Origin of the sequence: Yersinia alsatica (genome assembly GCF_025133195.1) — a bacterium.
Lineage (GTDB): Bacteria > Pseudomonadota > Gammaproteobacteria > Enterobacterales > Enterobacteriaceae > Yersinia > Yersinia alsatica.
The window spans coordinates 4585254-4605312 of sequence record NZ_CP104006.1 but is presented as its reverse complement, the minus strand read 5'-3'; the positions used below and the strand labels follow the sequence as shown (position 1 = coordinate 4605312).

The window sequence follows — 20059 nt, the reverse complement described above, 5'->3', positions numbered from 1 at the left end:
TCTATTGTTCAGCGGGACTCATCTGATTTAGCGCTTGCTGACTAGTTTTCCGGGCAAAATATTTCAGTAACACATTGAGCATCACGCCATAGGCTGGCAGGAAGAATAACATGCAGATCAGTAGCTTGAAGCTATAATCTACTAAGGCGATTTCCACCCAGTTTGCCGCCATAAACGGGTCAGTGCTGCGATAGAACGCAATAAAGAAGAACGCCATGGTGTCACTGATATTGCCGAAGAACATCGCCGCAGTCGGGGCGACCCACCAAGCACTGCGCTGACGTAGGCGGTTAAATACTTGAACATCAAGAATTTGTCCAAGCACATAGGCCATAAAGCTAGCCACTGCAATGCGCGCCACAACCAAATTAAAGCTGGTTAACGCCGGGAATCCTTGCCAACTTCCCTGATAAAACAGGGCTGAAATAAGGTACGAAATGAGCAACGCAGGCACCATGACCGACAAAATAATCCGGCGCGCCAGAGGGGCACCAAAAATTCGCACTGTTAGGTCAGTGGCTAAGAAGATAAACGGAAAGGTAAAAGCCCCCCAAGTGGTGTGAAAACCGAAGATAGCGATCGGTAATTGCACCAGATAGTTACTGGAGGTAATGATGACAATATGGAATAGCGACAGCCATACCAAAGCGGTCATCCGCTGTTGGGCAGTAAACGAAAACATAAATGTGACCTTTTTGGTTATTGGGGTGAGGGAACCCAAACAGAATGTGCCGCAATTTATGCGACGCGCGGCATAATACGCGTTTGCGCAACGAATGCAATGGTTAATTTTAACGCAAACGTTAGCGCGGCTTGCACCTGAAAAACAGCAGAGTAAACTATCGAACCTCTTTTATATTGCTACTGACTGACAAGAGAACCGCAATGACCGATATTTTTGCCAATCCGGATAAAACCCTTGATGCATTGGGATTGCGCTGCCCGGAGCCAGTGATGATGGTGCGTAAAACTGTCCGGCATATGGAAGATGGCCAAACGCTGCTAATTATTGCTGACGACCCCGCCACCACCCGTGATATCCCCGGTTTTTGTCGCTTTATGGATCACCAGTTGCTGGCGCAAGACACCACACAGACTCCCTATCGGTATCTGGTTAAAAAAGGGGCAAAAGCCGAGTAATCCGCCGCTTTTGCCCTGAGACTCAAACCTCTCTTTTGCGCAGTAACCTCAAGGCATTGGCGGTGACTAAGGCGGTAGCACCGGAATCTGCTAATACCGCTAGCCACAAACCGGTTAAGCCGAGCAATGTGGTCACCAGAAAAATCCCTTTTAGCCCCAAGGCGATAGTAATATTTTGGCGAATATTGGCGTTAGCTGCTCGTGATAGCAGAATGATTTCAGCCAATCCGGTAAGCCGATTATGGGTCAGTGCGGCGTCGGCGGTTTCCAAGGCGACATCCGTGCCGCTACCCATGGCGATACCAATACTGGCGGCTTTCATGGCCGGAGCATCATTAATACCGTCGCCAACCATCAGGGTTGGTTGCGTCTCATTGAGTGCCATAACCGCTTGTACTTTATCGGCAGGTAGCAACCCGGCGCGGTAATCAATCCCCAATTCACTGGCAATTGCCGCTGCGGCTCGTGGGTTATCGCCAGTGAGCATGACACCTTGAATACCTAACGTTTTCAGCGAATCAATAGCTTGTTTGGCATCGGCACGTAAAGTGTCTCGCAGTGCCAATAAGCCGATGAGTTTCTCATCTTCCAGCACCGCGACTGCGGTTTTACCGCTGCTTTCCAACAGATCGAGCTGAGCTTGCCACTCGGCAGTCAATAATGCCGGTGATATTTTCCCTGGCGCGCTGACGCGAACAATTAGGCCGTTAACCACACCTTCAACGCCCACCCCCGCCAAGGCTCGGCGATCTTCCGCTAGCGGTAGCATTTGCGTGCTACCCTGTTTAGCTGATTGCATAATAGCGATAGCCAATGGGTGATGTGACCCAGCCTCGACCGCTGCGGCCATGGCTAACAGGCGACTTTCACTCACGCCAGATGCGGGCAGGATATCGGTAACTTTCGGCTTACCCTCAGTGAGGGTACCAGTTTTGTCGAAGGCGACAGTTTGAATTCGGCCAAGTTGCTCTAATGCCGCGCCGCCTTTAATCAGTGCCCCACGGCGAGTTGCCGCCGCTAATGCCGAGGTGATCGCCGCCGGTGTGGAAATGACCAGTGCGCATGGGCAACCAATGAGCAATAGTGTCAGGCCACGGTAAATCCAGGTCTCCCAAGGCTCGGCGAAAGCCAAAGGTGGAACCAACATCACCAGCGCCGAGAGAAACATAATTGCCGGAGTATAAATTCGACTGAAACGGTCAATAAAGCGCTCAATAGGTGCGCGCCGTTCTTCTGCTAATTCAATCAGTTGTAAAATACGGTCGATGGCATTGTTTCCCGGTTCCGAGATAACGCGCATTTCAGTGGCGCGATCGACCGATAAGCTCCCCGCCGCAACTTTCTCGCCTTGTTGGCGCTCAACAGGAATAGATTCTCCGGTGAGGGCGCTTTCATCAAAACTGGCAAATGCGGTGATTAATTCTGCGTCTGCGGGCAGGCGGCCACCCGGCGCGATTTCAATGATATCGCCGGGACGCAAGCTGGCGACAGGAACTGGTCTGCGTTCCCCATTTTTCAACAGCAGCGCTTCTTCCGGCACCAACGCCATCAGCGCAGTGACTCCACGGCGCGCGCGGTTTGCAGCATAGGATTCGAGTAATTCACCAATCATAAACAGCAGCAGCACCATGGCAGCTTCAGCTGTTGCGCCAATAAACATTGCCCCGATGGCGGCTACGCTCATCAAGGTTTCAATGGCAAAAGGTGTGCCTGAGCGAATGAGTTTCCAAGCTTTAGTTACGATAGGAATCAACCCGACAATGGTTGTCGCGGTGAAAGCAAATTCACTCAGCTCAGTGCTAAATAACGAGATTACCCAGCTGATAAGCATCAGCGTGGTTAATAATGCGATTGGTAGATATTCACTAAAGCGTGTTTCTGGCGCTGGGTTCGTCACAGCTGATTGAGCATCTATCAGACTAAAACCAGCTTTCATGACGGCACTTTGCACTTGGGGGCGAATATCCGAGCTGGCATCAACCACCAATTTTTCCGTCGCGAAGAGGACTTTTACATTTTCAATGCCAATCAAACTACTAACTGCATTTTCAATCTTGCGGGCGCAACTCGGGCAATCCATCCCTTTGACCTGCCAGCTAAAACGCTGACTTCCTGTAGGTAGCGTTGCCGCAAGTATGTCACTCTCGTCATCACCCTCATCGGCATGGCTCTGACTACAGCAACCCCCTTCGTGATGTGAATGTTCACTCACTGGATTTGTACTGTCATTACCGGTTTTGGTGGCTTGTTGGCTACTGCAACCCGTTTGTTTTTTCGCATGGGTTTGACCACAGCCACAGTGGCTATGTGTATCAGTTGAATTCCGATGTTCAGAATGTGAATGCATGATGCCTCCTGGACAAAATGTAAAAGAGATACTGGATTTAGCCAGTATGCTTGCACTCTACACCTTAGAGTCAACTCCAGAGTCAAGAGGCTAAATGAGAATAATTACTAAACGGAGGCTAGTCGGCGATGAGGGTATAACGGAAGGGAGCACATCTTGCGCCAAATATTCCAGCCCCATCTTTGGGGCTGTGTCTCCGTAACTTTATAAATCAGTATGTTGCTAAATTGCTTTGTACTGTAATGGGTTAATTACAGATACAGCGACCGAACAATCAGGAAGTGCCCAACAAAATAGCAGCCAGCGACGACGGCAGCTGAAGCGCGGAACGAGAAACGATAGCGATTCAGTAACCAAATAGTATGCGACACCAGCAAAAGCACGGTACCTGCCAGCAATGAGAAGCTCAGGTCGGTACTACGAGCAAAGTACTGTTCACCTGCCATCCACACCATAAGTAATGTCATGCCGACGAAAGCGACTACCGGCCAACGCATCTCTTCTAACTTGCTCCAGATTGTTGCCAACAATAGCGCGCCAACAATAATTAAAACCAAAGGAAGCGGCCAGAATAGGGTGAAGGTCATCTGGCTGGCAAAGCTGATGGTATACAGTAAATGAGAGAGGAAGAATGCACCCAAAGCATAAAGTAAGCGCTCACTGGGTAGCAGTAATAAGGCGTCTGCAACCAGCGTTGCCACCAGACCGAATACAATCAGATAACCGGCAGGGCCGAGGATCGGTGCTTGCCATGCCAGTAACAGCAACAGTAACAAGGTGACGGGTTTGAATACCCAACGTTGCCAACGTGGGCCGCGGTAAGTTGCATCAACAAACAACCAACCGGAAAAGAATACAGCAAGGAATGGCCAGCTCATTATTTATCCTTTTTCTATACAGGTTTCAATGAAAGTACCTGTGTTGTAATGATAATCCGCAACGCCAATAACTTTTAGTATACATCCTTCAAGTGTAAGGGATGGAAACAAAGAGTGATAGATACGCTCACGTGATTTGCATGATTTATGCCACTTAATGCGTAGCAGTGCGCATAATCAGGTTTAGCGGAGCAATCGGTCGGCACAGCTCTTGGTCTTGTTTGGCCCACATGTTATGTTAACGCCGATTTCCGTTCGTTAAATCAAGGGATAGAGGCAATACGCCATGGCTAATGAACAATTGCTTTATCGTATTCAATTTATTAATAACGGTAAGAATTATCAGCTCTATGTCCGTGAGGTTGGCCCAAGTACCCTGTTTGGGTTTATTGAAATTGCTGATTTTGTCTTTGATAGCCAATCCACATTACTGGTTGATCCATCAACAGAAAAATTGAAGACAGAGTTTTCTGGTGTTAACCGTAGCTATATTCCACTTCATTCTGTGATTCGCATTGATGCGGTAACGGAAAAGGGCAGTGCTCGGATCTCCGAACTGGGCAATAACGTGATGAGCTTCCCTTATCTGCCAGGTAATAAACCTTAAACCTATCTCTTGAGTGGGGTTCGTAAGATTTTATGAACAAACCTCCGTTGCTATTTATTGCTGTAGTTGTGCTGATTGCCGTGCTGGCAACCCGTCAGTATTGGCAGAAAAAACGGCAGGAAGCGGAAAATGACCGCTCACCGGTGCGCAGCTTACAAGTTGAAGTCATTAATAAGCGAGAGGTATTGGCTCCCAATCGTCGTTCACGTCAGCGTGAAGAGATTGTTGCCGAAGAAAAGCGTTATGAAGTTGATTTTCGATCGGTTTTTAGTGAAATAGCATCGAAAAATAACAGTGAAATCAAAATGATACTACCGCTACAGGAATATAATCGTATTGAGCAGGGTGCCCAAGGGACGCTACGCCTACAGGGAACCCGTTATATTAATTTCACGCCCAACACAGCCGTAACCAATAAGTGACCCCGATAGATTACATCAGTAAGTGATTCGTGTGAACGAAAGTAGCCAACACATCTGCAGCTTGAAAGATGGCACATATCTGTACCCAATAGATTTCAAGATGCAGGAAGGCGGCAAAGGAGAGAATCCCGATGAGCTTACATCAGTAAATGACTCGGGTGAACGAAAGCAGCCAACACCCCTGCACCTTGAAAGATGACGGGTAAGGCCATTATTTCTTAGGAATTGGTGGTTGCTTCTTTTGCCAGGCCAGCAATTCAAAAACGCCGAAGACAAAAATTTTAACTTGTTGTAACCGACTGATGGGTTGGTCTTTAGGTTGGGTAGATTTGAGTAATACCAATTGCAACCCATGCATCAACACCATGAATATCATTGCAACATTAATAAAATATTTTAACGGTGTTGGAAAGGGTTTAAATAGATTTAAGAGCAGGAAAAACCATACTCCTAGCATCAATAATCGGCCGAGGTTAATCCACATGGTGTTGCTCCTGTTCTTCAACGGATTCTGCATCTTGATGAGTCGGTTTGTTACGGATATAGAGGCGATAAGCAACTTGCCCGGCAATTTTCTCACGATGTAACTGCCAACTGGCTGGCACATCTGCGGCAGCGCTTTCAGCCTCAGCTTCGACATAAATCCAGGCATCTGCCGCTAGCCAGTTGAATTGTTCCAGTAAATTGATGGTTTCAGCCAATAAACCTTTACGAAAAGGGGGATCAAGGAATACCAAATTAAAAGGTTGCCCCGGTTGGGCCAACCATTGCAAAGAGTTGGTATGCACGACTTGCCCATTTTCGGCACTCAATAACGTCAGGTTGCTGCTCAGTTGCTTCGCGACATGCCGATCAGCTTCCAGCAATATAGCTTCACCTGCGTAGCGCGATAGTGCTTCCAGCCCTAATGCGCCGCTACCAGCAAAACAATCCAGGCATCGGGCACCTTGAATCATCGGTGCAAGCCAGTTAAACAGTGTTTCTCTCACCCGATCAGTGGTTGGACGCAGCCCTGGGCTATCAGGCACAGGCAATTTGCGCCCTCGCCATTTACCGCCAATGATGCGGATCTGCCCTGCTGATTGTGATGGGGCTTGTTTTGCTTTTACTATCGGTCGCTTTGCCATAGATCGCTTTATGTGAGAATTGGCCAGTATTACAGCACTGAATAAAAAAGTTAGTTGCTATTCTACCTATGTGTGCAGTGTGGGGGAAACGTTAAACCTTTGTTGATTGAATTCACAATAGAAAGCAGCATCGTGCGCGTGTTGCTGTTCAGGGGAAAGTGATAGACTTGCGAACTATTATCTTATTTATGCAAACCCAAAGTAATTAGAGTCCAAAAATGGCAAAAGATAAAAAACGTGGATTTTTTTCCTGGCTGGGTCTTGGCCGGCAGAATGAAGAAAACACAGCAGAGCCATTGGCTACTGAGAAAGAAGATACAGCAGAGCAAATTGCCGAACAGCAAGCTATCAGTGAAAAACAAGCTAATGTAGCGCCTGAAAGCACGGCAACCGAGCCTGTAGCAGAGCAGCCAACACTAACCCCGGGTGAATGGGATAGCGTTGCCATCAGTGAAGCTGCGGCTGAAACTCTCCCAGAGGTGGCAGCAGAACACACTGCGCAATCTGTTGAAGAGCCTATAGTTATTGACGAAACTATAGTCGTCGAGAAACCTATAGCCGTTGAAAAACCTATAGATTCTGCTGAAGATCCTCGGTATTTACAGCATCATTTCTCACAGCATCACTCTTCACCGCATCATTCTTCACAACAACAGAGTGATGATAAGAGTATTACTTCATGGGATGAAGGCTCGGTCAGTGCGCCAGAACTGCCGCTGATGGAAGATAATGTTGTTATTGATGCTCCAGCGCCACAAGCTGTAGTCGAAGAACCTCAGATTGAGGTTATTGAAGAGCTTGATATTGCTGAAGTCGAAGACGATGAAACGGAAGAAGAAATTGCTCCAGTAGCGGCTCAGGAACAAGAGCGGCCAACTAAAGAAGGCTTTTTTGCCCGGCTAAAACGCAGCTTAATTAAAACCAAGCAGAATCTTGGCTCCGGTTTTATGGGGTTGTTCAGCGGTAAAAAAATCGACGACGACCTCTTTGATGAGCTGGAAGAACAGCTTTTGATCGCCGATGTGGGTGTCGAAACTACCCGTAAAATCATTACCTCTTTGACAGAACACGCCAGCCGTAAGCAACTAAAAGATGCTGAAGCGCTGTATGGCAAGCTCAAAGAGGAAATGTCTGAAATTCTGTCTAAAGTAGATAAACCATTGGATGTCAGTGGCAAAAGTCCGTATGTCATCTTAATGGTCGGTGTTAATGGTGTGGGTAAAACCACCACTATCGGTAAACTGGCGCGTCAATTCCAGGCGGAAGGTAAATCTGTCATGCTGGCTGCGGGCGACACTTTCCGTGCCGCAGCGGTAGAACAACTGCAAGTTTGGGGTGACCGCAATAAAATTGCCGTTGTGGCACAGCATACCGGTGCAGATTCCGCTTCGGTAATTTTCGATGCTATTCAGGCGGCTAAAGCTCGTGGTATTGATGTGCTGTTGGCAGACACCGCGGGGCGTTTGCAAAATAAAGCCCACTTGATGGAAGAGCTGAAGAAGATTGTCCGTGTGATGAAAAAGCTGGACGGCGATGCCCCACATGAGGTTATGCTGACGTTGGATGCCAGTACCGGACAAAATGCGGTTAGTCAGGCGAAACTGTTTAATGAAGCAGTGGGTCTGACCGGAATTACCCTGACTAAACTGGATGGCACCGCCAAGGGCGGGGTTATTTTTGCCATTGCAGACCAGTTCGGTATCCCAATCCGTTATATCGGTGTTGGGGAAGGTATAGAAGATTTGCGGCCATTTAAGGCTGACGATTTTATTGAGGCTCTTTTTGCCCGAGAGGATTAATACGGATGATTCGCTTTGAACAGGTCAGTAAAGCTTATCTAGGCGGACGACAGGCGCTGCAAGGGGTAGATTTTCATCTGCGTCCGGCGGAAATGGCGTTTCTGACCGGCCACTCTGGTGCTGGGAAAAGTACTCTGCTGAAACTGATTTGTGGTATCGAGCGACCGAGCGCTGGCCATATCTGGTTTGGTGGTCACGATATCAGCCGCTTGAAAAACCGCGAAGTGCCATTCTTGCGTCGCCAGATCGGAATGATCTTCCAGGATCACCATCTACTGCTCGATAGAACAGTATATGACAATGTTGCTATGCCATTGATTATTGCTGGTGCCAGCACCGAAGATATTCGCCGCAGGGTGTCAGCAGCACTGGATAAAGTGGGGCTATTGGATAAGGCGAAGAACTTCCCTATTCAACTTTCCGGTGGTGAGCAACAGCGTGTCGGTATTGCCCGGGCAGTGGTGAACAAGCCCGCGGTATTACTGGCGGATGAACCAACTGGTAACCTGGACGATGCGTTATCCGAAGGCATTTTGCGTTTGTTTGAAGAATTTAACCGTGTGGGTGTGACCGTGTTGATGGCAACTCACGATACGTCGTTGATTGCCCGGCGGCGCTACCCAATCTTGACGCTGAGTCAGGGGCGGATGTTAGGAGCGCATCATGGCGAATAACGCGCAGAAAGCAAAAACCAAGGCGCTGAAAGGCGGCTGGCGCGAACAGTGGCGCTATTCGTGGGTTAATGCCATTGCCGATATGATGCGCCAACCCTTGGCAACGTTGTTAACTGTGATGGTCATTGCTATCTCACTGACACTGCCAAGTGTGTGCTATATCGTATGGAAAAACGTCAGTCAGGCGGCGGATCAATGGTATCCGACTCCGCAATTGACGATTTATCTGGATAAGGCTCTGGATGATAATGCGGCTGAAAATGTCGTAACCGCACTGAAAGCTGAAGCTGGTGTTGAGAAGGTTAACTATCTATCGCGAGAAGAAGCGATGGGTGAGTTCCGCAACTGGTCTGGTTTTGGTGGTGCGCTGGATATGCTCGAAGAGAATCCATTGCCCGCTGTCGCGATCATCACACCGAAGTTGGATTTCCAAAGTTCAGGGTCGTTGGAAACTCTACGTGACCGAGTCAGTAAAGTTGAAGGTGTCGCGGAAGTTCGCATGGACGACAGCTGGTTTGCTCGCTTGGCAGCCCTAACGGGATTAGTTGGGCAAGTTGCTGCAATGATTGGTGTTTTGATGATAGTCGCTGTGTTCCTGGTGATTGGTAACAGTGTACGTTTGAGCATCTTTAGTCGGCGCGACACTATCAATGTCATGAAGTTGATTGGCGCGACCGATGGGTTTATCTTGCGTCCGTTCTTGAACGGCGGGGCGATGTTGGGCTTTAGTGGCGCAGTGTTATCACTGATTCTGTCTGAAGCACTGGTATGGAAGCTGGGTTCGGTGGTTACGCAGGTAGCCACAGTGTTTGGCACCAGCTTTACATTACACGGCTTAAGCTGGGATGAGTGCCTATTACTGGTATTGATCTCTGCCATGATTGGCTGGATCGCAGCTTGGCTGGCGACGGTTCAACATTTACGCCGATTTACACCGCAGTAAAAAATGTTTGTTATACTCTTTCCCTGCAGTGCTCGGATTAAGGCAGGGAAAGAGTCGTTGTTTGCCCGTTAATTCCGCTGACTCTCCCCTGACACACTCCGGGTTATCTGCTAGGATCTACAGTTGAGAAATGTGATCTAGTTTGAACTTTTTTGGCAATAACCAGTCGAAGAACACAGTGAAATGATATAGCGCCCAGCGCTTGAATCTGCCTAAGCAGATGCTAAAATATCGGCGCTGAGATAAAACCGCACTATACCTATAGATGCAATGAGAGGGTTTTGAATGACCAAAGAAATGCAAACTTTAGCCTTAGTACCCCAAGGTAGTCTGGAAGCCTATATTCGGGCTGCCAATGCCTATCCGATGCTGACTGCAGAGGAAGAGCGGGAGCTGGCTGAACGGCTGCATTACCAGGGCGATCTGGGAGCGGCTAAACAGCTTATCCTGTCTCACCTGCGCTTTGTCGCTCATGTTGCCCGCAACTATTCTGGGTATGGTTTGCCACAAGCCGACCTTATCCAGGAAGGTAATATTGGCTTGATGAAAGCGGTTCGCCGTTTTAACCCTGAGGTAGGGGTACGTCTGGTGTCCTTCGCAGTACACTGGATCAAAGCAGAAATTCACGAATATGTTCTGCGTAACTGGCGAATTGTTAAAGTCGCGACCACAAAAGCTCAGCGTAAGTTGTTCTTTAACCTGCGTAAAACCAAGCAGCGTCTGGGCTGGTTTAATCAGGATGAAGTAGAGCTGGTTGCCAAAGAACTGGGTGTGACCAGTAAAGATGTTCGTGAGATGGAATCACGCATGTCCGCTCAGGATATGACTTTCGACCCATCTCCAGATGACGAAGCACGTGACGGCCAATCTATGGCCCCAGTCCTGTATTTACAGGATAAAACCTCTGACTTTGCTGATGGCATCGAAGAGGACAACTGGGATAACCACGCGGCAGATAAACTGTCTTATGCGTTGGAAGGATTGGACGAGCGGAGCCAGCATATTATTCGTGCCCGTTGGCTGGACGATGACAATAAGTCTACGTTGCAGGAGCTGGCTGATCAGTATGGCGTATCTGCGGAACGTGTTCGTCAGCTTGAAAAGAACGCGATGAAAAAATTACGTATGGCAATCGAAGCCTAATACGGCAATCACGATGCGGCAATACGACAAAAAGGGCGATATTAATATCGCCCTTTTGCTTTTCTGATATTTACGCTGGCTATTGATACCGTAGCACCGGCGCTACCCTTACGACTGCCGCTGCCAGCCTTGTGTACTGCGGATAAAACCGTTGGCGTGCATAAAGCCATCTATTGCTGCACGGTTTTCGGCAGTGACTTGCTCATTACTTAAATACCAGTGCTTGATTACTGGTAGCTGACGCAATGTTTCTTCAATCAGATATAACCCCACTCCGCGACGACGCGTCACCTCTCTGATCCACAAATCCTGAAGTTCGGCTTGTTCACCATCCACCCTGATTTTAACTGCACCTAACAGACGCTCATTAAAACGTGCGGCGAAGAGGGGCTTACCATCGTCAATCCATTGTTGCCAGAGGGCTGGTTGTTGCTCAGGCCAAATTTTAGCTAAATCGATAAGGTCCTGATGAGTAAGGGTTGTTAATCGTTCAATAGTCAGTTTCATCGTCGCTAGACCACAAAGAGATAAGGGTTATGGGGCTGTGGTTTATTGTACTAGATCACAGGTCAGAGCGTTGTGTAAGTTTTTCTGTACGTTTACGGGGGAAAATGTTTTTTCGATACTGCATTTTCCGAGTTTTAGTAGACTAAATGATCACATATCCAGCACAACTCACTAGCATTTGTGCGAAACCCATTCAATTTAATCCTAATTTTATGCTGTTTACACCGCTTGTTTCTGCTTGTCTCAGTTGATTTACAGCATAAAACTCCTGTTTAATGACATGAAAAATAAAGTCTTATTAGAAAAATGCATGGCTTTTGAGACTAAATCATTATTACTTATGAATAAAACGTTAAAGCACGATAAAAAACGTTAAGACAAACACAACAAGCACGTTCACAACGACAGATGGGGTATTCGCGGATGAAATTAACAAAAGGTAAAGTGTTGCTGGCTGGGTGTATAGCAATGGCGATGAGCCATTCTGTGCTGGCGAAAGACATTAAAGTTGCCATTGTTGGCGCTATGTCCGGTCCGGTTGCCCAATATGGTGACATGGAATTTACCGGCGCACGTCAGGCTATTGCTGATATCAATGCCAAAGGTGGAATTAAAGGCGATAAACTGGTTGGCGTGGAATACGATGATGCCTGCGACCCTAAACAAGCAGTGGCTGTTGCTAACAAAGTGATTAACGATGGCATCCGCTATGTTATCGGCCACCTGTGCTCCTCCTCAACTCAGCCTGCTTCAGATATTTATGAAGATGAAGGCCTGATCATGATCACCCCGGCGGCAACTAACGCGGATCTGACCACCCGTGGTTACAAAATGATTATGCGCACCACTGGTCTAGACTCTGACCAAGGCCCAACTGCGGCGAAATATATTCTTGAGACTATCAAACCTAAACGTATCGCGGTTGTGCATGATAAACAGCAATATGGTGAAGGTTTGGCGCGCTCAGTACGTGACAGCCTGAAAAAGCAGGGCACAGAGCCTGTGCTGTTTGAGGGTGTGACTGCGGGTGATAAAGATTTCTCTACTCTGGTTGCTCGTCTGAAGAAAGAGAACGTCGATTTTGTTTATTTCGGCGGTTACTACCCAGAGATGGGGCAAATCCTGCGTCAGGCTAAGCAAGCTGGTCTGACAGCCCGCTTCATGGGCCCAGAGGGCGTTGGTAACTCCTCACTGTCTAATATCGCCGGTGATGCTTCTGAAGGCATGCTGGTGACATTACCGAAACGTTATGACCAGGTTCCTGCTAACCAACCTATCGTTGAGGCATTGAAAGCGAAGAAACTGGATCCAACTGGCCCGTTCGTTTGGACAACCTATGCTGCGCTGCAATCACTGACTACAGCGATGGAGCGGAGTGGCAGCCAGGAACCTGCTGATTTGGTCAAAGATCTGAAAACCGGTAAGCCGGTTGAAACCGTGATGGGGCCATTGAGCTGGGATGAAAAAGGCGATCTGAAAGGGTTTGAGTTCGGTATTTTTGAATGGCATGCGGATGGCTCGTCTACCGCAGTCAAATAACAATAATATTAGAATCATCAAGTTGTAGGGTTGCTGTCGCAGCAATCCGGCCCCTTTTACCAACTGCATCCCCCCAGATTACGGGGGGATTTTTCCACTCTGCACACAGTAGATTCGGCGCAGTTGGCTAGGGCAGCCAAGCAAGTGAATCAAAGGGTTAGGGTATGTCAGAGCAGTTTCTCTATTTTCTGCAGCAGATGTTCAACGGTGTTACGTTGGGCAGCACTTATGCGCTGATCGCCATTGGTTATACCATGGTGTACGGCATTATCGGCATGATCAACTTTGCTCACGGCGAAGTGTATATGATCAGCAGCTACGTCTCATTTATCGTGATCGCCGCATTGATGATGATAGGGATCGATGCCAGCTGGTTATTGATCGGCTCCGCTTTTCTTGTCTCGATTGTGATCGCCAGTGCCTATGGCTGGAGTATTGAACGGGTGGCGTATAAGCCGGTTCGTAGCTCTAAGCGTTTGATTGCACTGATCTCTGCGATCGGGATGTCTATCTTCCTACAAAACTATGTCAGCTTGAACCAAGGTTCCCGTGATCTGGCATTACCCAGTTTGGTGACGGGGCAGTGGACTCTGGCAGAAACCAATGGTTTTGCCGCAACTATCAGCACCATGCAGCTGACTATTTGGATAGTCACCTTCCTGGCTATGTTGGCATTGACACTGTTTATTCGTTATTCCCGCATGGGGCGAGCATGTCGTGCCTGTGCTGAAGACTTAAAAATGGCCAGTTTACTGGGCATTAATACTGACCGGGTTATTTCGCTGACTTTTGTTATCGGCGCGCTGATGGCTGCTGTTGCCGGGGTTTTATTGGGTCAGTTTTATGGTGTGATTAACCCATACATTGGCTTTATGGCCGGCATGAAAGCCTTCACCGCCGCAGTATTGGGTGGCATTGGCAGCATTCCGGGGGCGATGATTGGTGGCTTGATTCTAGGGGTAGCTGAAGCATTAACCTCTGCTTATCTCAGTACCGAATACAAAGATGCAGTTTCATTTGCGCTGTTGATTGTCGTCTTGCTAGTGATGCCGACCGGGATCTTAGGCCGTCCGGAGGTTGAAAAAGTATGAAACAACTCAATTTCCTTAACGCCATTCTTTCCAGCTTTGTGTTACTGGTCCTCGCCTCATTTGTGATGGGCTTGCAGCTGCAATTAGACGGCACCAAACTTATCGTACAAGGCGCTTCAGAAGTCCGTTGGTTGTGGATTGGCGCGGCTTGCATCGTGGTTTTCTTCTTCCAATTGGTGCGCCCATATATTCAGCAAGGCATTAAAAAAGTCTCTGGCCCAGCCTGGGTGTTACCTAGCTTTGATGGCACTACACCACGGCAAAAACTATTAGCTGCCGCAATTATTGTCGCCGCGGTAGCTTGGCCATTTTTGGTTTCTCGCGGTTCAGTTGATATCGCAACATTGACACTTATCTATGTCATGTTGGGCTTGGGGCTGAATGTCGTGGTTGGGTTATCCGGCTTGCTGGTGCTCGGCTATGGCGGTTTTTATGCTATTGGTGCCTATACCTATGCTCTGCTAAATCACTATTATGGTTTAGGTTTCTGGGAAAGCTTACCTCTGGCAGGTATTGTCGCGGCCCTGTCAGGATTTCTACTGGGATTCCCGGTTCTGCGTCTGCGCGGAGATTATTTGGCGATCGTGACATTGGGTTTCGGTGAGATTGTGCGTATTTTGCTGCTCAATAATACCGAGTTTACCGGCGGTCCTAATGGTATTAGCCAAATCCCTAAGCCAACCCTGTTTGGCCTGGAATTTAGCCGCACAGCGAAAGACGGCGGTTGGGATACCTTCCACAATTTCTTTGGCCTGAATTATGACCCGAGTGACCGCATCATTTTCCTGTATATGGTCGCACTGTTATTAGTGATTTTGACACTGTTCGTGATTAACCGGTTATTGCGTATGCCGCTAGGTCGGGCATGGGAAGCACTGCGCGAAGATGAAATAGCCTGCCGTTCATTGGGCCTCAGCCCAACCAAAATCAAGCTAACAGCGTTTACCATCAGTGCCGCCTTTGCCGGTTTTGCCGGTACGTTATTTGCCGCCCGTCAAGGATTTGTCAGCCCAGAATCTTTCACCTTTGTTGAATCAGCTTTCGTGCTAGCGATTGTAGTATTAGGCGGAATGGGGTCGCAGTTCGCGGTCATTCTGGCTGCTGTGTTGCTGGTGGTTTCGCGTGAATTAATGCGCGATCTCAATGCGTACAGTATGTTGCTGTTAGGTGCATTGATGGTATTGATGATGATTTGGCGTCCGCAAGGGTTGCTGCCAATGAAACGGCCACAGCTGAAGCTTAAAGTGGCAGATATCAAAGCTAAACAGGGGGAACAAGCATGAGTACGCAACCTTTGTTAGCTGTTGAAGGGCTGTCGATGCGTTTTGGTGGATTGTTGGCGGTGAACAATGTTGGTCTGACCCTTAATCAAGGGGAAATTGTTTCGCTGATTGGCCCAAATGGGGCGGGTAAAACCACTATTTTTAACTGCTTAACTGGTTTTTATCGCCCGACTGGTGGCACCATTAAGTTGCGAGATCGTCATCTTGAAGGGTTACCCGGCCAGATGATTGCTCGCATGGGCGTCATTCGTACTTTTCAACACGTGCGATTATTCCGTGAAATGACGGTAGTGGAGAACTTGCTGGTAGCACAGCATCAGCATCTTAAAAGCGGTGTATTTGCTGGCTTGTTGAAAACTCCCGGCTTTCGCCGGGCAGAGGCCGATGCATTGGAACGTGCGGCAACTTGGCTGGAGCGTGTTGGGTTATTAGATTTGGCTAATCGTCAGGCAGGGAATCTGGCTTATGGTCAGCAACGGCGTTTAGAAATAGCACGCTGCATGGTAACCCGCCCTGAATTATTGATGTTAGATGAACCGGCTGCGGGTTTGAATCCGAAAGAGACTGATGAACTGAATCAGTTAATTATGGAACTGCGTGACCAGCATCAAGTGTCGGTATTGCTCATTGAGCATGACATGAAACTGGTGATGGGGATTTCTGATCGTATTTATGTGGTCAATCAGGGGACCCCGCTGGCTCAGGGTACACCAGCCGAAATTCGTAATAACCCGGATGTGATCCGCGCCTATTTGGGCGAATAAAACATGGGCGAGGCATAAACATAACATGTTGTCATTTAATAAAGTTTCAGCCCATTACGGCAAAATTCAGGCTTTGCACCAAGTTAGCCTGCATATTCAACAAGGCGAGATCGTTACACTGATTGGCGCCAATGGGGCGGGTAAAACCACCTTGTTGGGGACATTGTGTGGCGAACCTCGAGCGACCGAGGGCAGCATTGTTTTTGGTGAGCAAGATATTACCGCCTGGCAAACTGCGCGCATTATGCGTGAGGCGATTGCGATTGTGCCAGAAGGGCGTCGGGTCTTCTCCCGTATGACTGTTGAAGAGAATTTGGCAATGGGCGGCTTCTTTGCTGATCGCCAACAATATCAGCAACGTATCGAGCGGGTTTACGACTTGTTCCCACGGCTGTTTGAACGGCGTGTTCAACGGGCGGGGACGATGTCTGGTGGTGAACAACAAATGTTGGCGATTGGTCGTGCGCTGATGAGCCAGCCTAAATTATTGTTGCTGGATGAGCCGTCACTGGGGCTGGCACCGATTATTATTCTGCAAATATTCGATACTATTCAACAGCTAAGAGAGGAGGGTATGACTATCTTCTTGGTTGAACAGAATGCCAATCAGGCACTGAAACTGGCTGATCGTGGTTATGTACTTGAGAATGGTCGTATTGTTCTGGAAGACACTGGGGCGGCCTTGCTGGCGAATGAGGCAGTGCGCTCAGCTTATTTGGGCGGTTAAGTCTCATAGATGATTTTTTAAGGCCCACTTATGGGCCTTATTCTATTATTTAATCAACTCTATGATTCAGGGGTGATAGTGAAAGTCAGTGTATCGCTGTAGCTGCCTTTATCCATGGAATCGGTACGGTAAAGATATATTTCGGGCGACCAGCACATTTCTTGTTTATCCGCGTAATTATTTGCTATTAACTGAATAAATTTTTTATCTTTTGGCAATACAAATTTTTTGCTAGGGTTCTCATCACTTACGAATCTTACGTTATAGTTAATCAGATTATTGCCTGCGTTTTCTTTTAATTGAAAATATTGGCCACTATTATCTAATGCATTTATATTACTGGCACTGATCATATAATTATTATTCTGTACCCCCATCGCGCGATAGTTGATACAGAAGCGATTTGCTGATGCATTTTTCAATCGGAGATGTAAGCTACCATTATTGTCAGCGGTTCTTTCTAACAAAGAGTCAAGATCGATAGATTCTAACTGCCATACTGCGGAAGATAGCTGGAATTTAGGCGCCACTTTAAAAGTGTCTGGTGCGATATTAGCCTGTGGATCAAAAGGTTTGCATGCCTTACCATATGGGCCAAAAGATACCCCTTTTGATGCAAATAGCGAGTATGCCGACGGTCGCGGCTTCTTATCTACATCATCAATATAATCATCGTTAACAAAACTTAACTCGCCTCCAACGGTGGCACCGATTCGGATAGATTTAAGCACATTGGGATTAACTGTAAATGACACCTCATAGCTTTTATGTCTATTATTAAATGTCTTGTGGCTATTAAACTTAATCTCTTTAATATTATCATTAGAACTATCCAGTGTCGCGCCATTGAGCGAAATGTTATTTAGATCCTTAACACCAATATTAACATTGGGTGAACCATCAGCATGGTAGAAATAGAGTGATAACAGGGCGTTGTGTCTAGCCAAGTCAATATATGTTGCTTCATCACTCGGAAGACCTATTAATTTTGCCCATGATTTTTGATATGGAGAGTCTTGGATAAATAGATTATTAACCAAATCTACCTTAAAAGAGACTTTGACGCTGTTGTCATCTAATAGTTTTACTGAACAATGGGAGTAGTTTTGAACAAAGTTGTTGTAAAAAAGGGGGCTAGCGATAGCTGTGGGTTGCAGCATTAAGAGCATTAACCCCATTAATAGTTGTTTATATTTTATGTTCACTTAGTCTTTCTCCATGTCTGTCAGCTATTTACTTCAAAGATTAATGTCAGCTGTCCGTGATACTTCCCTGTACTATTTGGTTCACTGGGTGCCAAAGCTGAAATACGCAATATATAGTCAGTGCTGACCAAGCTAGATGTACCTTTATCCACCGTAAATGTTTCTGGAGCAGCTGTTAATTGCCGAAAATTGGTGCGTTCTTTGCCCCAATATACTTGAGCAAGTGAGAATGTCCGTTCGGGATCGCCAACGTTATTAGCCTGACGAGTGAGTATTAGCTCATTTTTAACTGAGACTCGAAATCCCGTTTGGTTGCGTAGTTTTACTGTGACAGGAACGTCAGATTGATAAATATTGGGATTATCCAGGCTATTATCCAGTTTGATATTGTCGTACCAGCCACCTTGTGGTCTTTCAACCTCAATGATGGGCAGTGCGGTGACGTCTAATTTGATATCAATACGGCCAAGCTCAATTTCAGTACCAGCAGAATTAACCTGCCATGGAATGAATAATAATATGGCCAATATTTTTATAATATTCATAATGCTCCTTAATCTTTAACTAGTAGGGCACTGTAAGCTGAAGAATTCATCTTCAACTATTCCCTGTAGATTGCTGACGGTTAGTTGCCGGTATTTTTCGGGATAAAGATTAAAATTATCTATTTCCCCCTGTTGGGTCTTCAACTGTTGCCAATGCAGGCGAGTATTACCGGTATTTTGTAATTTCAATTTTCCGTCAACGCAGTGGTGTACCCATTGGGGATGTGATGAAGCAGGTAGATGCCTGACCAATCCCATATAACTCAGTTGCACACCGACAGCACCACCATGGCCTCCGCTGACTTGTAGGTTCTTTTCTGGCATGACGGATAGCCGATAAATTTGTTCTTTATCTGGCGATTGCAGTGCTTTAAGTAATATTCTACCGCTCTGCTTGGGGCCGAGAGTGAGTTTGGATGGCACGGCAAATAACGCTGGTTGCAGTTGCTCTCCAACAGAGATTAATGATTCTTGGTCTGGTGGCACTCCGGGGTTATTAATCTGATACAACTGAACTGTGATGTACTCAGTGACTGAGCTGCGGTTGATAACATTCACCTCCGCACTAGTTTGTTGTATTTCCAACACATGTGGCTGAATATCTATTACTGCGAAAGCATTCAGTGGCAGCCAGCTAGCTGCAACGAAGAGTAAAGGTTTCATTGTCAGCCTGCCCGCTAAGTTGTTTGACTGATAAGGTGATTGGAGTACCCGGATACACATTCAGACTGTCTGCAAGTGCGGTGTTATCCGATGATTTCAGTTGTGCAAACTTACTGTGGACGCTACCTGTAGAACGGAGTATTAGCCCATCAGGCAGGCATTGATGTTGCCAATGGCGAGTATGGGCTGCGGCTGGAGGGACATGGTGGATAAGGACGCCATAACCAACACTGATAGCAATTGGTGTGTGGATCTTGCCCTTATCTCCGTCACCCACGGCTTTAATATCGACGACTGGATCGATATACAAACGGTATAAGGTTTCCTGTTTCGGGGACTTTAATGGGAGCAACTTTATATCGCGTTTTTGCTTCGGCCCTAACGTGATCCGGTTAGGATTAAAAATCATTTCAGGCTGAGCGATATCACTGATTAGCGTCTTTTTTTCTGGGGTCATTCCCGGGTTCTCTACCTGCTGTAGAGAGATATTCAAATACAATGGCGTATCACCGCTGTTAGAGACTTGCACGGTGTGGTGTTGATCCATAGCTTCAACCGTCGTGCGGATAGGTATCGCCATTAACTGCCCATGAGTTGCCGTGGTAGAGGCCAGCAGTAAGGTAATACTTATAAGTAATTTATTATATTTCATGGT

22 protein-coding genes are annotated in these 20059 nt (G+C 47.2%); 12 read left to right on the top strand and 10 right to left on the bottom strand.

The window, feature by feature from the left end:
- Window position 1: 1 nt before the first annotated feature.
- A complete protein-coding gene (locus N0H69_RS20830; RefSeq protein ID WP_050109714.1) occupies window positions 2-682 on the bottom strand; it encodes a 7-cyano-7-deazaguanine/7-aminomethyl-7-deazaguanine transporter in 681 nt (226 codons plus the stop codon).
- A 203-nt stretch (window positions 683-885) separates the two neighbouring features.
- Here N0H69_RS20830 and tusA point away from each other — a divergent pair, with 203 nt between their 5' ends.
- The gene (gene tusA / locus N0H69_RS20825; protein WP_050109716.1) at window positions 886-1140 is read left to right on the top strand and encodes a sulfurtransferase TusA; all 255 of its coding nucleotides are present in this window, start codon (window positions 886-888) and stop codon (window positions 1138-1140) included.
- 22 nt (window positions 1141-1162) lie between these two features.
- Here the strand turns inward: tusA and N0H69_RS20820 are convergent, their stop codons facing one another.
- Together N0H69_RS20820 and N0H69_RS20815 are read right to left on the bottom strand one after the other, a co-directional pair.
- Window positions 1163-3487, bottom strand: coding sequence for a zinc/cadmium/mercury/lead-transporting ATPase (locus N0H69_RS20820; protein ID WP_050152146.1), 2325 nt, complete (start codon window positions 3485-3487; stop codon window positions 1163-1165).
- 251 nt (window positions 3488-3738) lie between these two features.
- Entirely contained in the window at window positions 3739-4365 is a 627-nt protein-coding gene (locus N0H69_RS20815; protein ID WP_050109719.1) for a lysoplasmalogenase, read from the bottom strand.
- 286 nt (window positions 4366-4651) lie between these two features.
- Here N0H69_RS20815 and N0H69_RS20810 point away from each other — a divergent pair, with 286 nt between their 5' ends.
- Both N0H69_RS20810 and N0H69_RS20805 read left to right on the top strand, forming a co-directional pair.
- Entirely contained in the window at window positions 4652-4972 is a 321-nt protein-coding gene (locus tag N0H69_RS20810; RefSeq protein ID WP_050109721.1) for a DUF1820 family protein, read from the top strand.
- Between the two features lie 32 nt (window positions 4973-5004).
- Window positions 5005-5394, top strand: coding sequence for a DUF2500 domain-containing protein (locus tag N0H69_RS20805; protein ID WP_050152145.1), 390 nt, complete (start codon window positions 5005-5007; stop codon window positions 5392-5394).
- Between the two features lie 211 nt (window positions 5395-5605).
- On the opposite strand, the gene N0H69_RS20800 is transcribed toward N0H69_RS20805, so the two are convergent.
- Window positions 5606-5878, bottom strand: a complete 273-nt coding sequence (locus N0H69_RS20800; protein ID WP_050152144.1) for a DUF1145 family protein — start codon at window positions 5876-5878, stop codon at window positions 5606-5608.
- A complete protein-coding gene (gene rsmD, locus N0H69_RS20795; protein ID WP_050152143.1) occupies window positions 5868-6521 on the bottom strand; it encodes a 16S rRNA (guanine(966)-N(2))-methyltransferase in 654 nt (217 codons plus the stop codon). Before rsmD ends, N0H69_RS20800 begins: the two co-directional genes overlap by 11 nt.
- A gap of 218 nt (window positions 6522-6739) precedes the next feature.
- On the opposite strand from rsmD, the gene ftsY reads away from it, so the two are divergent.
- The 4 genes from ftsY to rpoH all read left to right on the top strand — a co-directional run bounded on the left by ftsY (window position 6740) and on the right by rpoH (window position 11080).
- Complete coding sequence (ftsY, locus tag N0H69_RS20790) at window positions 6740-8320, top strand: signal recognition particle-docking protein FtsY (protein ID WP_050152142.1); 1581 nt, start codon at window positions 6740-6742, stop codon at window positions 8318-8320.
- Window positions 8321-8325: 5 nt separating this feature from the next.
- Window positions 8326-8994: a cell division ATP-binding protein FtsE gene (ftsE, locus tag N0H69_RS20785; RefSeq protein ID WP_019213191.1), complete on the top strand. Its 669-nt coding sequence runs from the start codon at window positions 8326-8328 to the stop codon at window positions 8992-8994.
- Window positions 8984-9937: a permease-like cell division protein FtsX gene (gene ftsX, locus N0H69_RS20780; RefSeq protein ID WP_050109731.1), complete on the top strand. Its 954-nt coding sequence runs from the start codon at window positions 8984-8986 to the stop codon at window positions 9935-9937. The genes ftsE and ftsX overlap by 11 nt, the downstream gene beginning before the upstream one ends.
- A gap of 285 nt (window positions 9938-10222) precedes the next feature.
- On the top strand, window positions 10223-11080 hold the full coding sequence (gene rpoH, locus N0H69_RS20775) for an RNA polymerase sigma factor RpoH (RefSeq protein ID WP_004391342.1): 858 nt from the start codon (window positions 10223-10225) through the stop codon (window positions 11078-11080).
- A 108-nt stretch (window positions 11081-11188) separates the two neighbouring features.
- Here rpoH and panM read toward each other — a convergent pair whose 3' ends face one another.
- Complete coding sequence (gene panM / locus N0H69_RS20770) at window positions 11189-11587, bottom strand: aspartate 1-decarboxylase autocleavage activator PanM (RefSeq protein WP_050152141.1); 399 nt, start codon at window positions 11585-11587, stop codon at window positions 11189-11191.
- Between the two features lie 423 nt (window positions 11588-12010).
- Here panM and N0H69_RS20765 point away from each other — a divergent pair, with 423 nt between their 5' ends.
- From N0H69_RS20765 to livF, 5 genes are all read left to right on the top strand, one after another.
- Window positions 12011-13126, top strand: a complete 1116-nt coding sequence (locus N0H69_RS20765; protein WP_050109735.1) for a branched-chain amino acid ABC transporter substrate-binding protein — start codon at window positions 12011-12013, stop codon at window positions 13124-13126.
- A 164-nt stretch (window positions 13127-13290) separates the two neighbouring features.
- A complete protein-coding gene (livH, locus tag N0H69_RS20760; RefSeq protein WP_050109737.1) occupies window positions 13291-14217 on the top strand; it encodes a high-affinity branched-chain amino acid ABC transporter permease LivH in 927 nt (308 codons plus the stop codon).
- Complete coding sequence (locus N0H69_RS20755) at window positions 14214-15500, top strand: high-affinity branched-chain amino acid ABC transporter permease LivM (RefSeq protein WP_050123885.1); 1287 nt, start codon at window positions 14214-14216, stop codon at window positions 15498-15500. The genes livH and N0H69_RS20755 overlap by 4 nt, the downstream gene beginning before the upstream one ends.
- The gene (gene livG / locus N0H69_RS20750; protein ID WP_050152140.1) at window positions 15497-16264 is read left to right on the top strand and encodes a high-affinity branched-chain amino acid ABC transporter ATP-binding protein LivG; all 768 of its coding nucleotides are present in this window, start codon (window positions 15497-15499) and stop codon (window positions 16262-16264) included. The genes N0H69_RS20755 and livG overlap by 4 nt, the downstream gene beginning before the upstream one ends.
- A gap of 25 nt (window positions 16265-16289) precedes the next feature.
- Window positions 16290-16991, top strand: coding sequence for a high-affinity branched-chain amino acid ABC transporter ATP-binding protein LivF (livF, locus tag N0H69_RS20745; RefSeq protein ID WP_050109743.1), 702 nt, complete (start codon window positions 16290-16292; stop codon window positions 16989-16991).
- A gap of 59 nt (window positions 16992-17050) precedes the next feature.
- Here the strand turns inward: livF and N0H69_RS20740 are convergent, their stop codons facing one another.
- The 4 genes from N0H69_RS20740 to N0H69_RS20725 are packed head-to-tail and all read right to left on the bottom strand — an operon-like array spanning window position 17051 to window position 20056.
- Window positions 17051-18196 (bottom strand): hypothetical protein, encoded by a 1146-nt coding sequence (locus N0H69_RS20740; protein WP_050152139.1) that lies wholly within the window; start codon window positions 18194-18196, stop codon window positions 17051-17053.
- 20 nt (window positions 18197-18216) lie between these two features.
- The gene (locus N0H69_RS20735; protein ID WP_050152138.1) at window positions 18217-18741 is read right to left on the bottom strand and encodes a hypothetical protein; all 525 of its coding nucleotides are present in this window, start codon (window positions 18739-18741) and stop codon (window positions 18217-18219) included.
- Window positions 18742-18756: 15 nt separating this feature from the next.
- On the bottom strand, window positions 18757-19404 hold the full coding sequence (locus N0H69_RS20730; protein ID WP_050123881.1) for a hypothetical protein: 648 nt from the start codon (window positions 19402-19404) through the stop codon (window positions 18757-18759).
- Window positions 19376-20056, bottom strand: coding sequence for a fimbrial biogenesis chaperone (locus N0H69_RS20725; RefSeq protein ID WP_050123880.1), 681 nt, complete (start codon window positions 20054-20056; stop codon window positions 19376-19378). Before N0H69_RS20725 ends, N0H69_RS20730 begins: the two co-directional genes overlap by 29 nt.
- Window positions 20057-20059: the final 3 nt, after the last annotated feature.

Excerpts from the sequence above, each read along its gene's own strand:
- N0H69_RS20805 (WP_050152145.1), top strand. The coding sequence starts at position 5,005 with ATGAACAAACCTCCGTTGCTATTTATTGCTGTAGTTGTGCTGATTGCC.
- N0H69_RS20755 (WP_050123885.1), top strand. The coding sequence starts at position 14,214 with ATGAAACAACTCAATTTCCTTAACGCCATTCTTTCCAGCTTTGTGTTA.
- N0H69_RS20725 (WP_050123880.1), bottom strand. The coding sequence starts at position 20,056 with ATGAAATATAATAAATTACTTATAAGTATTACCTTACTGCTGGCCTCT.
- N0H69_RS20820 (WP_050152146.1), bottom strand. The coding sequence starts at position 3,487 with ATGCATTCACATTCTGAACATCGGAATTCAACTGATACACATAGCCAC.
- tusA (WP_050109716.1), top strand. The coding sequence starts at position 886 with ATGACCGATATTTTTGCCAATCCGGATAAAACCCTTGATGCATTGGGA.
- N0H69_RS20730 (WP_050123881.1), bottom strand. The coding sequence starts at position 19,404 with ATGAAACCTTTACTCTTCGTTGCAGCTAGCTGGCTGCCACTGAATGCT.
- ftsY (WP_050152142.1), top strand. The coding sequence starts at position 6,740 with ATGGCAAAAGATAAAAAACGTGGATTTTTTTCCTGGCTGGGTCTTGGC.
- N0H69_RS20800 (WP_050152144.1), bottom strand. The coding sequence starts at position 5,878 with ATGTGGATTAACCTCGGCCGATTATTGATGCTAGGAGTATGGTTTTTC.
- N0H69_RS20735 (WP_050152138.1), bottom strand. The coding sequence starts at position 18,741 with ATGAATATTATAAAAATATTGGCCATATTATTATTCATTCCATGGCAG.
- livG (WP_050152140.1), top strand. The coding sequence starts at position 15,497 with ATGAGTACGCAACCTTTGTTAGCTGTTGAAGGGCTGTCGATGCGTTTT.
- rsmD (WP_050152143.1), bottom strand. The coding sequence starts at position 6,521 with ATGGCAAAGCGACCGATAGTAAAAGCAAAACAAGCCCCATCACAATCA.
- N0H69_RS20810 (WP_050109721.1), top strand. The coding sequence starts at position 4,652 with ATGGCTAATGAACAATTGCTTTATCGTATTCAATTTATTAATAACGGT.
- rpoH (WP_004391342.1), top strand. The coding sequence starts at position 10,223 with ATGACCAAAGAAATGCAAACTTTAGCCTTAGTACCCCAAGGTAGTCTG.
- livH (WP_050109737.1), top strand. The coding sequence starts at position 13,291 with ATGTCAGAGCAGTTTCTCTATTTTCTGCAGCAGATGTTCAACGGTGTT.
- livF (WP_050109743.1), top strand. The coding sequence starts at position 16,290 with ATGTTGTCATTTAATAAAGTTTCAGCCCATTACGGCAAAATTCAGGCT.
- N0H69_RS20815 (WP_050109719.1), bottom strand. The coding sequence starts at position 4,365 with ATGAGCTGGCCATTCCTTGCTGTATTCTTTTCCGGTTGGTTGTTTGTT.
- N0H69_RS20765 (WP_050109735.1), top strand. The coding sequence starts at position 12,011 with ATGAAATTAACAAAAGGTAAAGTGTTGCTGGCTGGGTGTATAGCAATG.
- panM (WP_050152141.1), bottom strand. The coding sequence starts at position 11,587 with ATGAAACTGACTATTGAACGATTAACAACCCTTACTCATCAGGACCTT.
- ftsE (WP_019213191.1), top strand. The coding sequence starts at position 8,326 with ATGATTCGCTTTGAACAGGTCAGTAAAGCTTATCTAGGCGGACGACAG.
- N0H69_RS20830 (WP_050109714.1), bottom strand. The coding sequence starts at position 682 with ATGTTTTCGTTTACTGCCCAACAGCGGATGACCGCTTTGGTATGGCTG.
- ftsX (WP_050109731.1), top strand. The coding sequence starts at position 8,984 with ATGGCGAATAACGCGCAGAAAGCAAAAACCAAGGCGCTGAAAGGCGGC.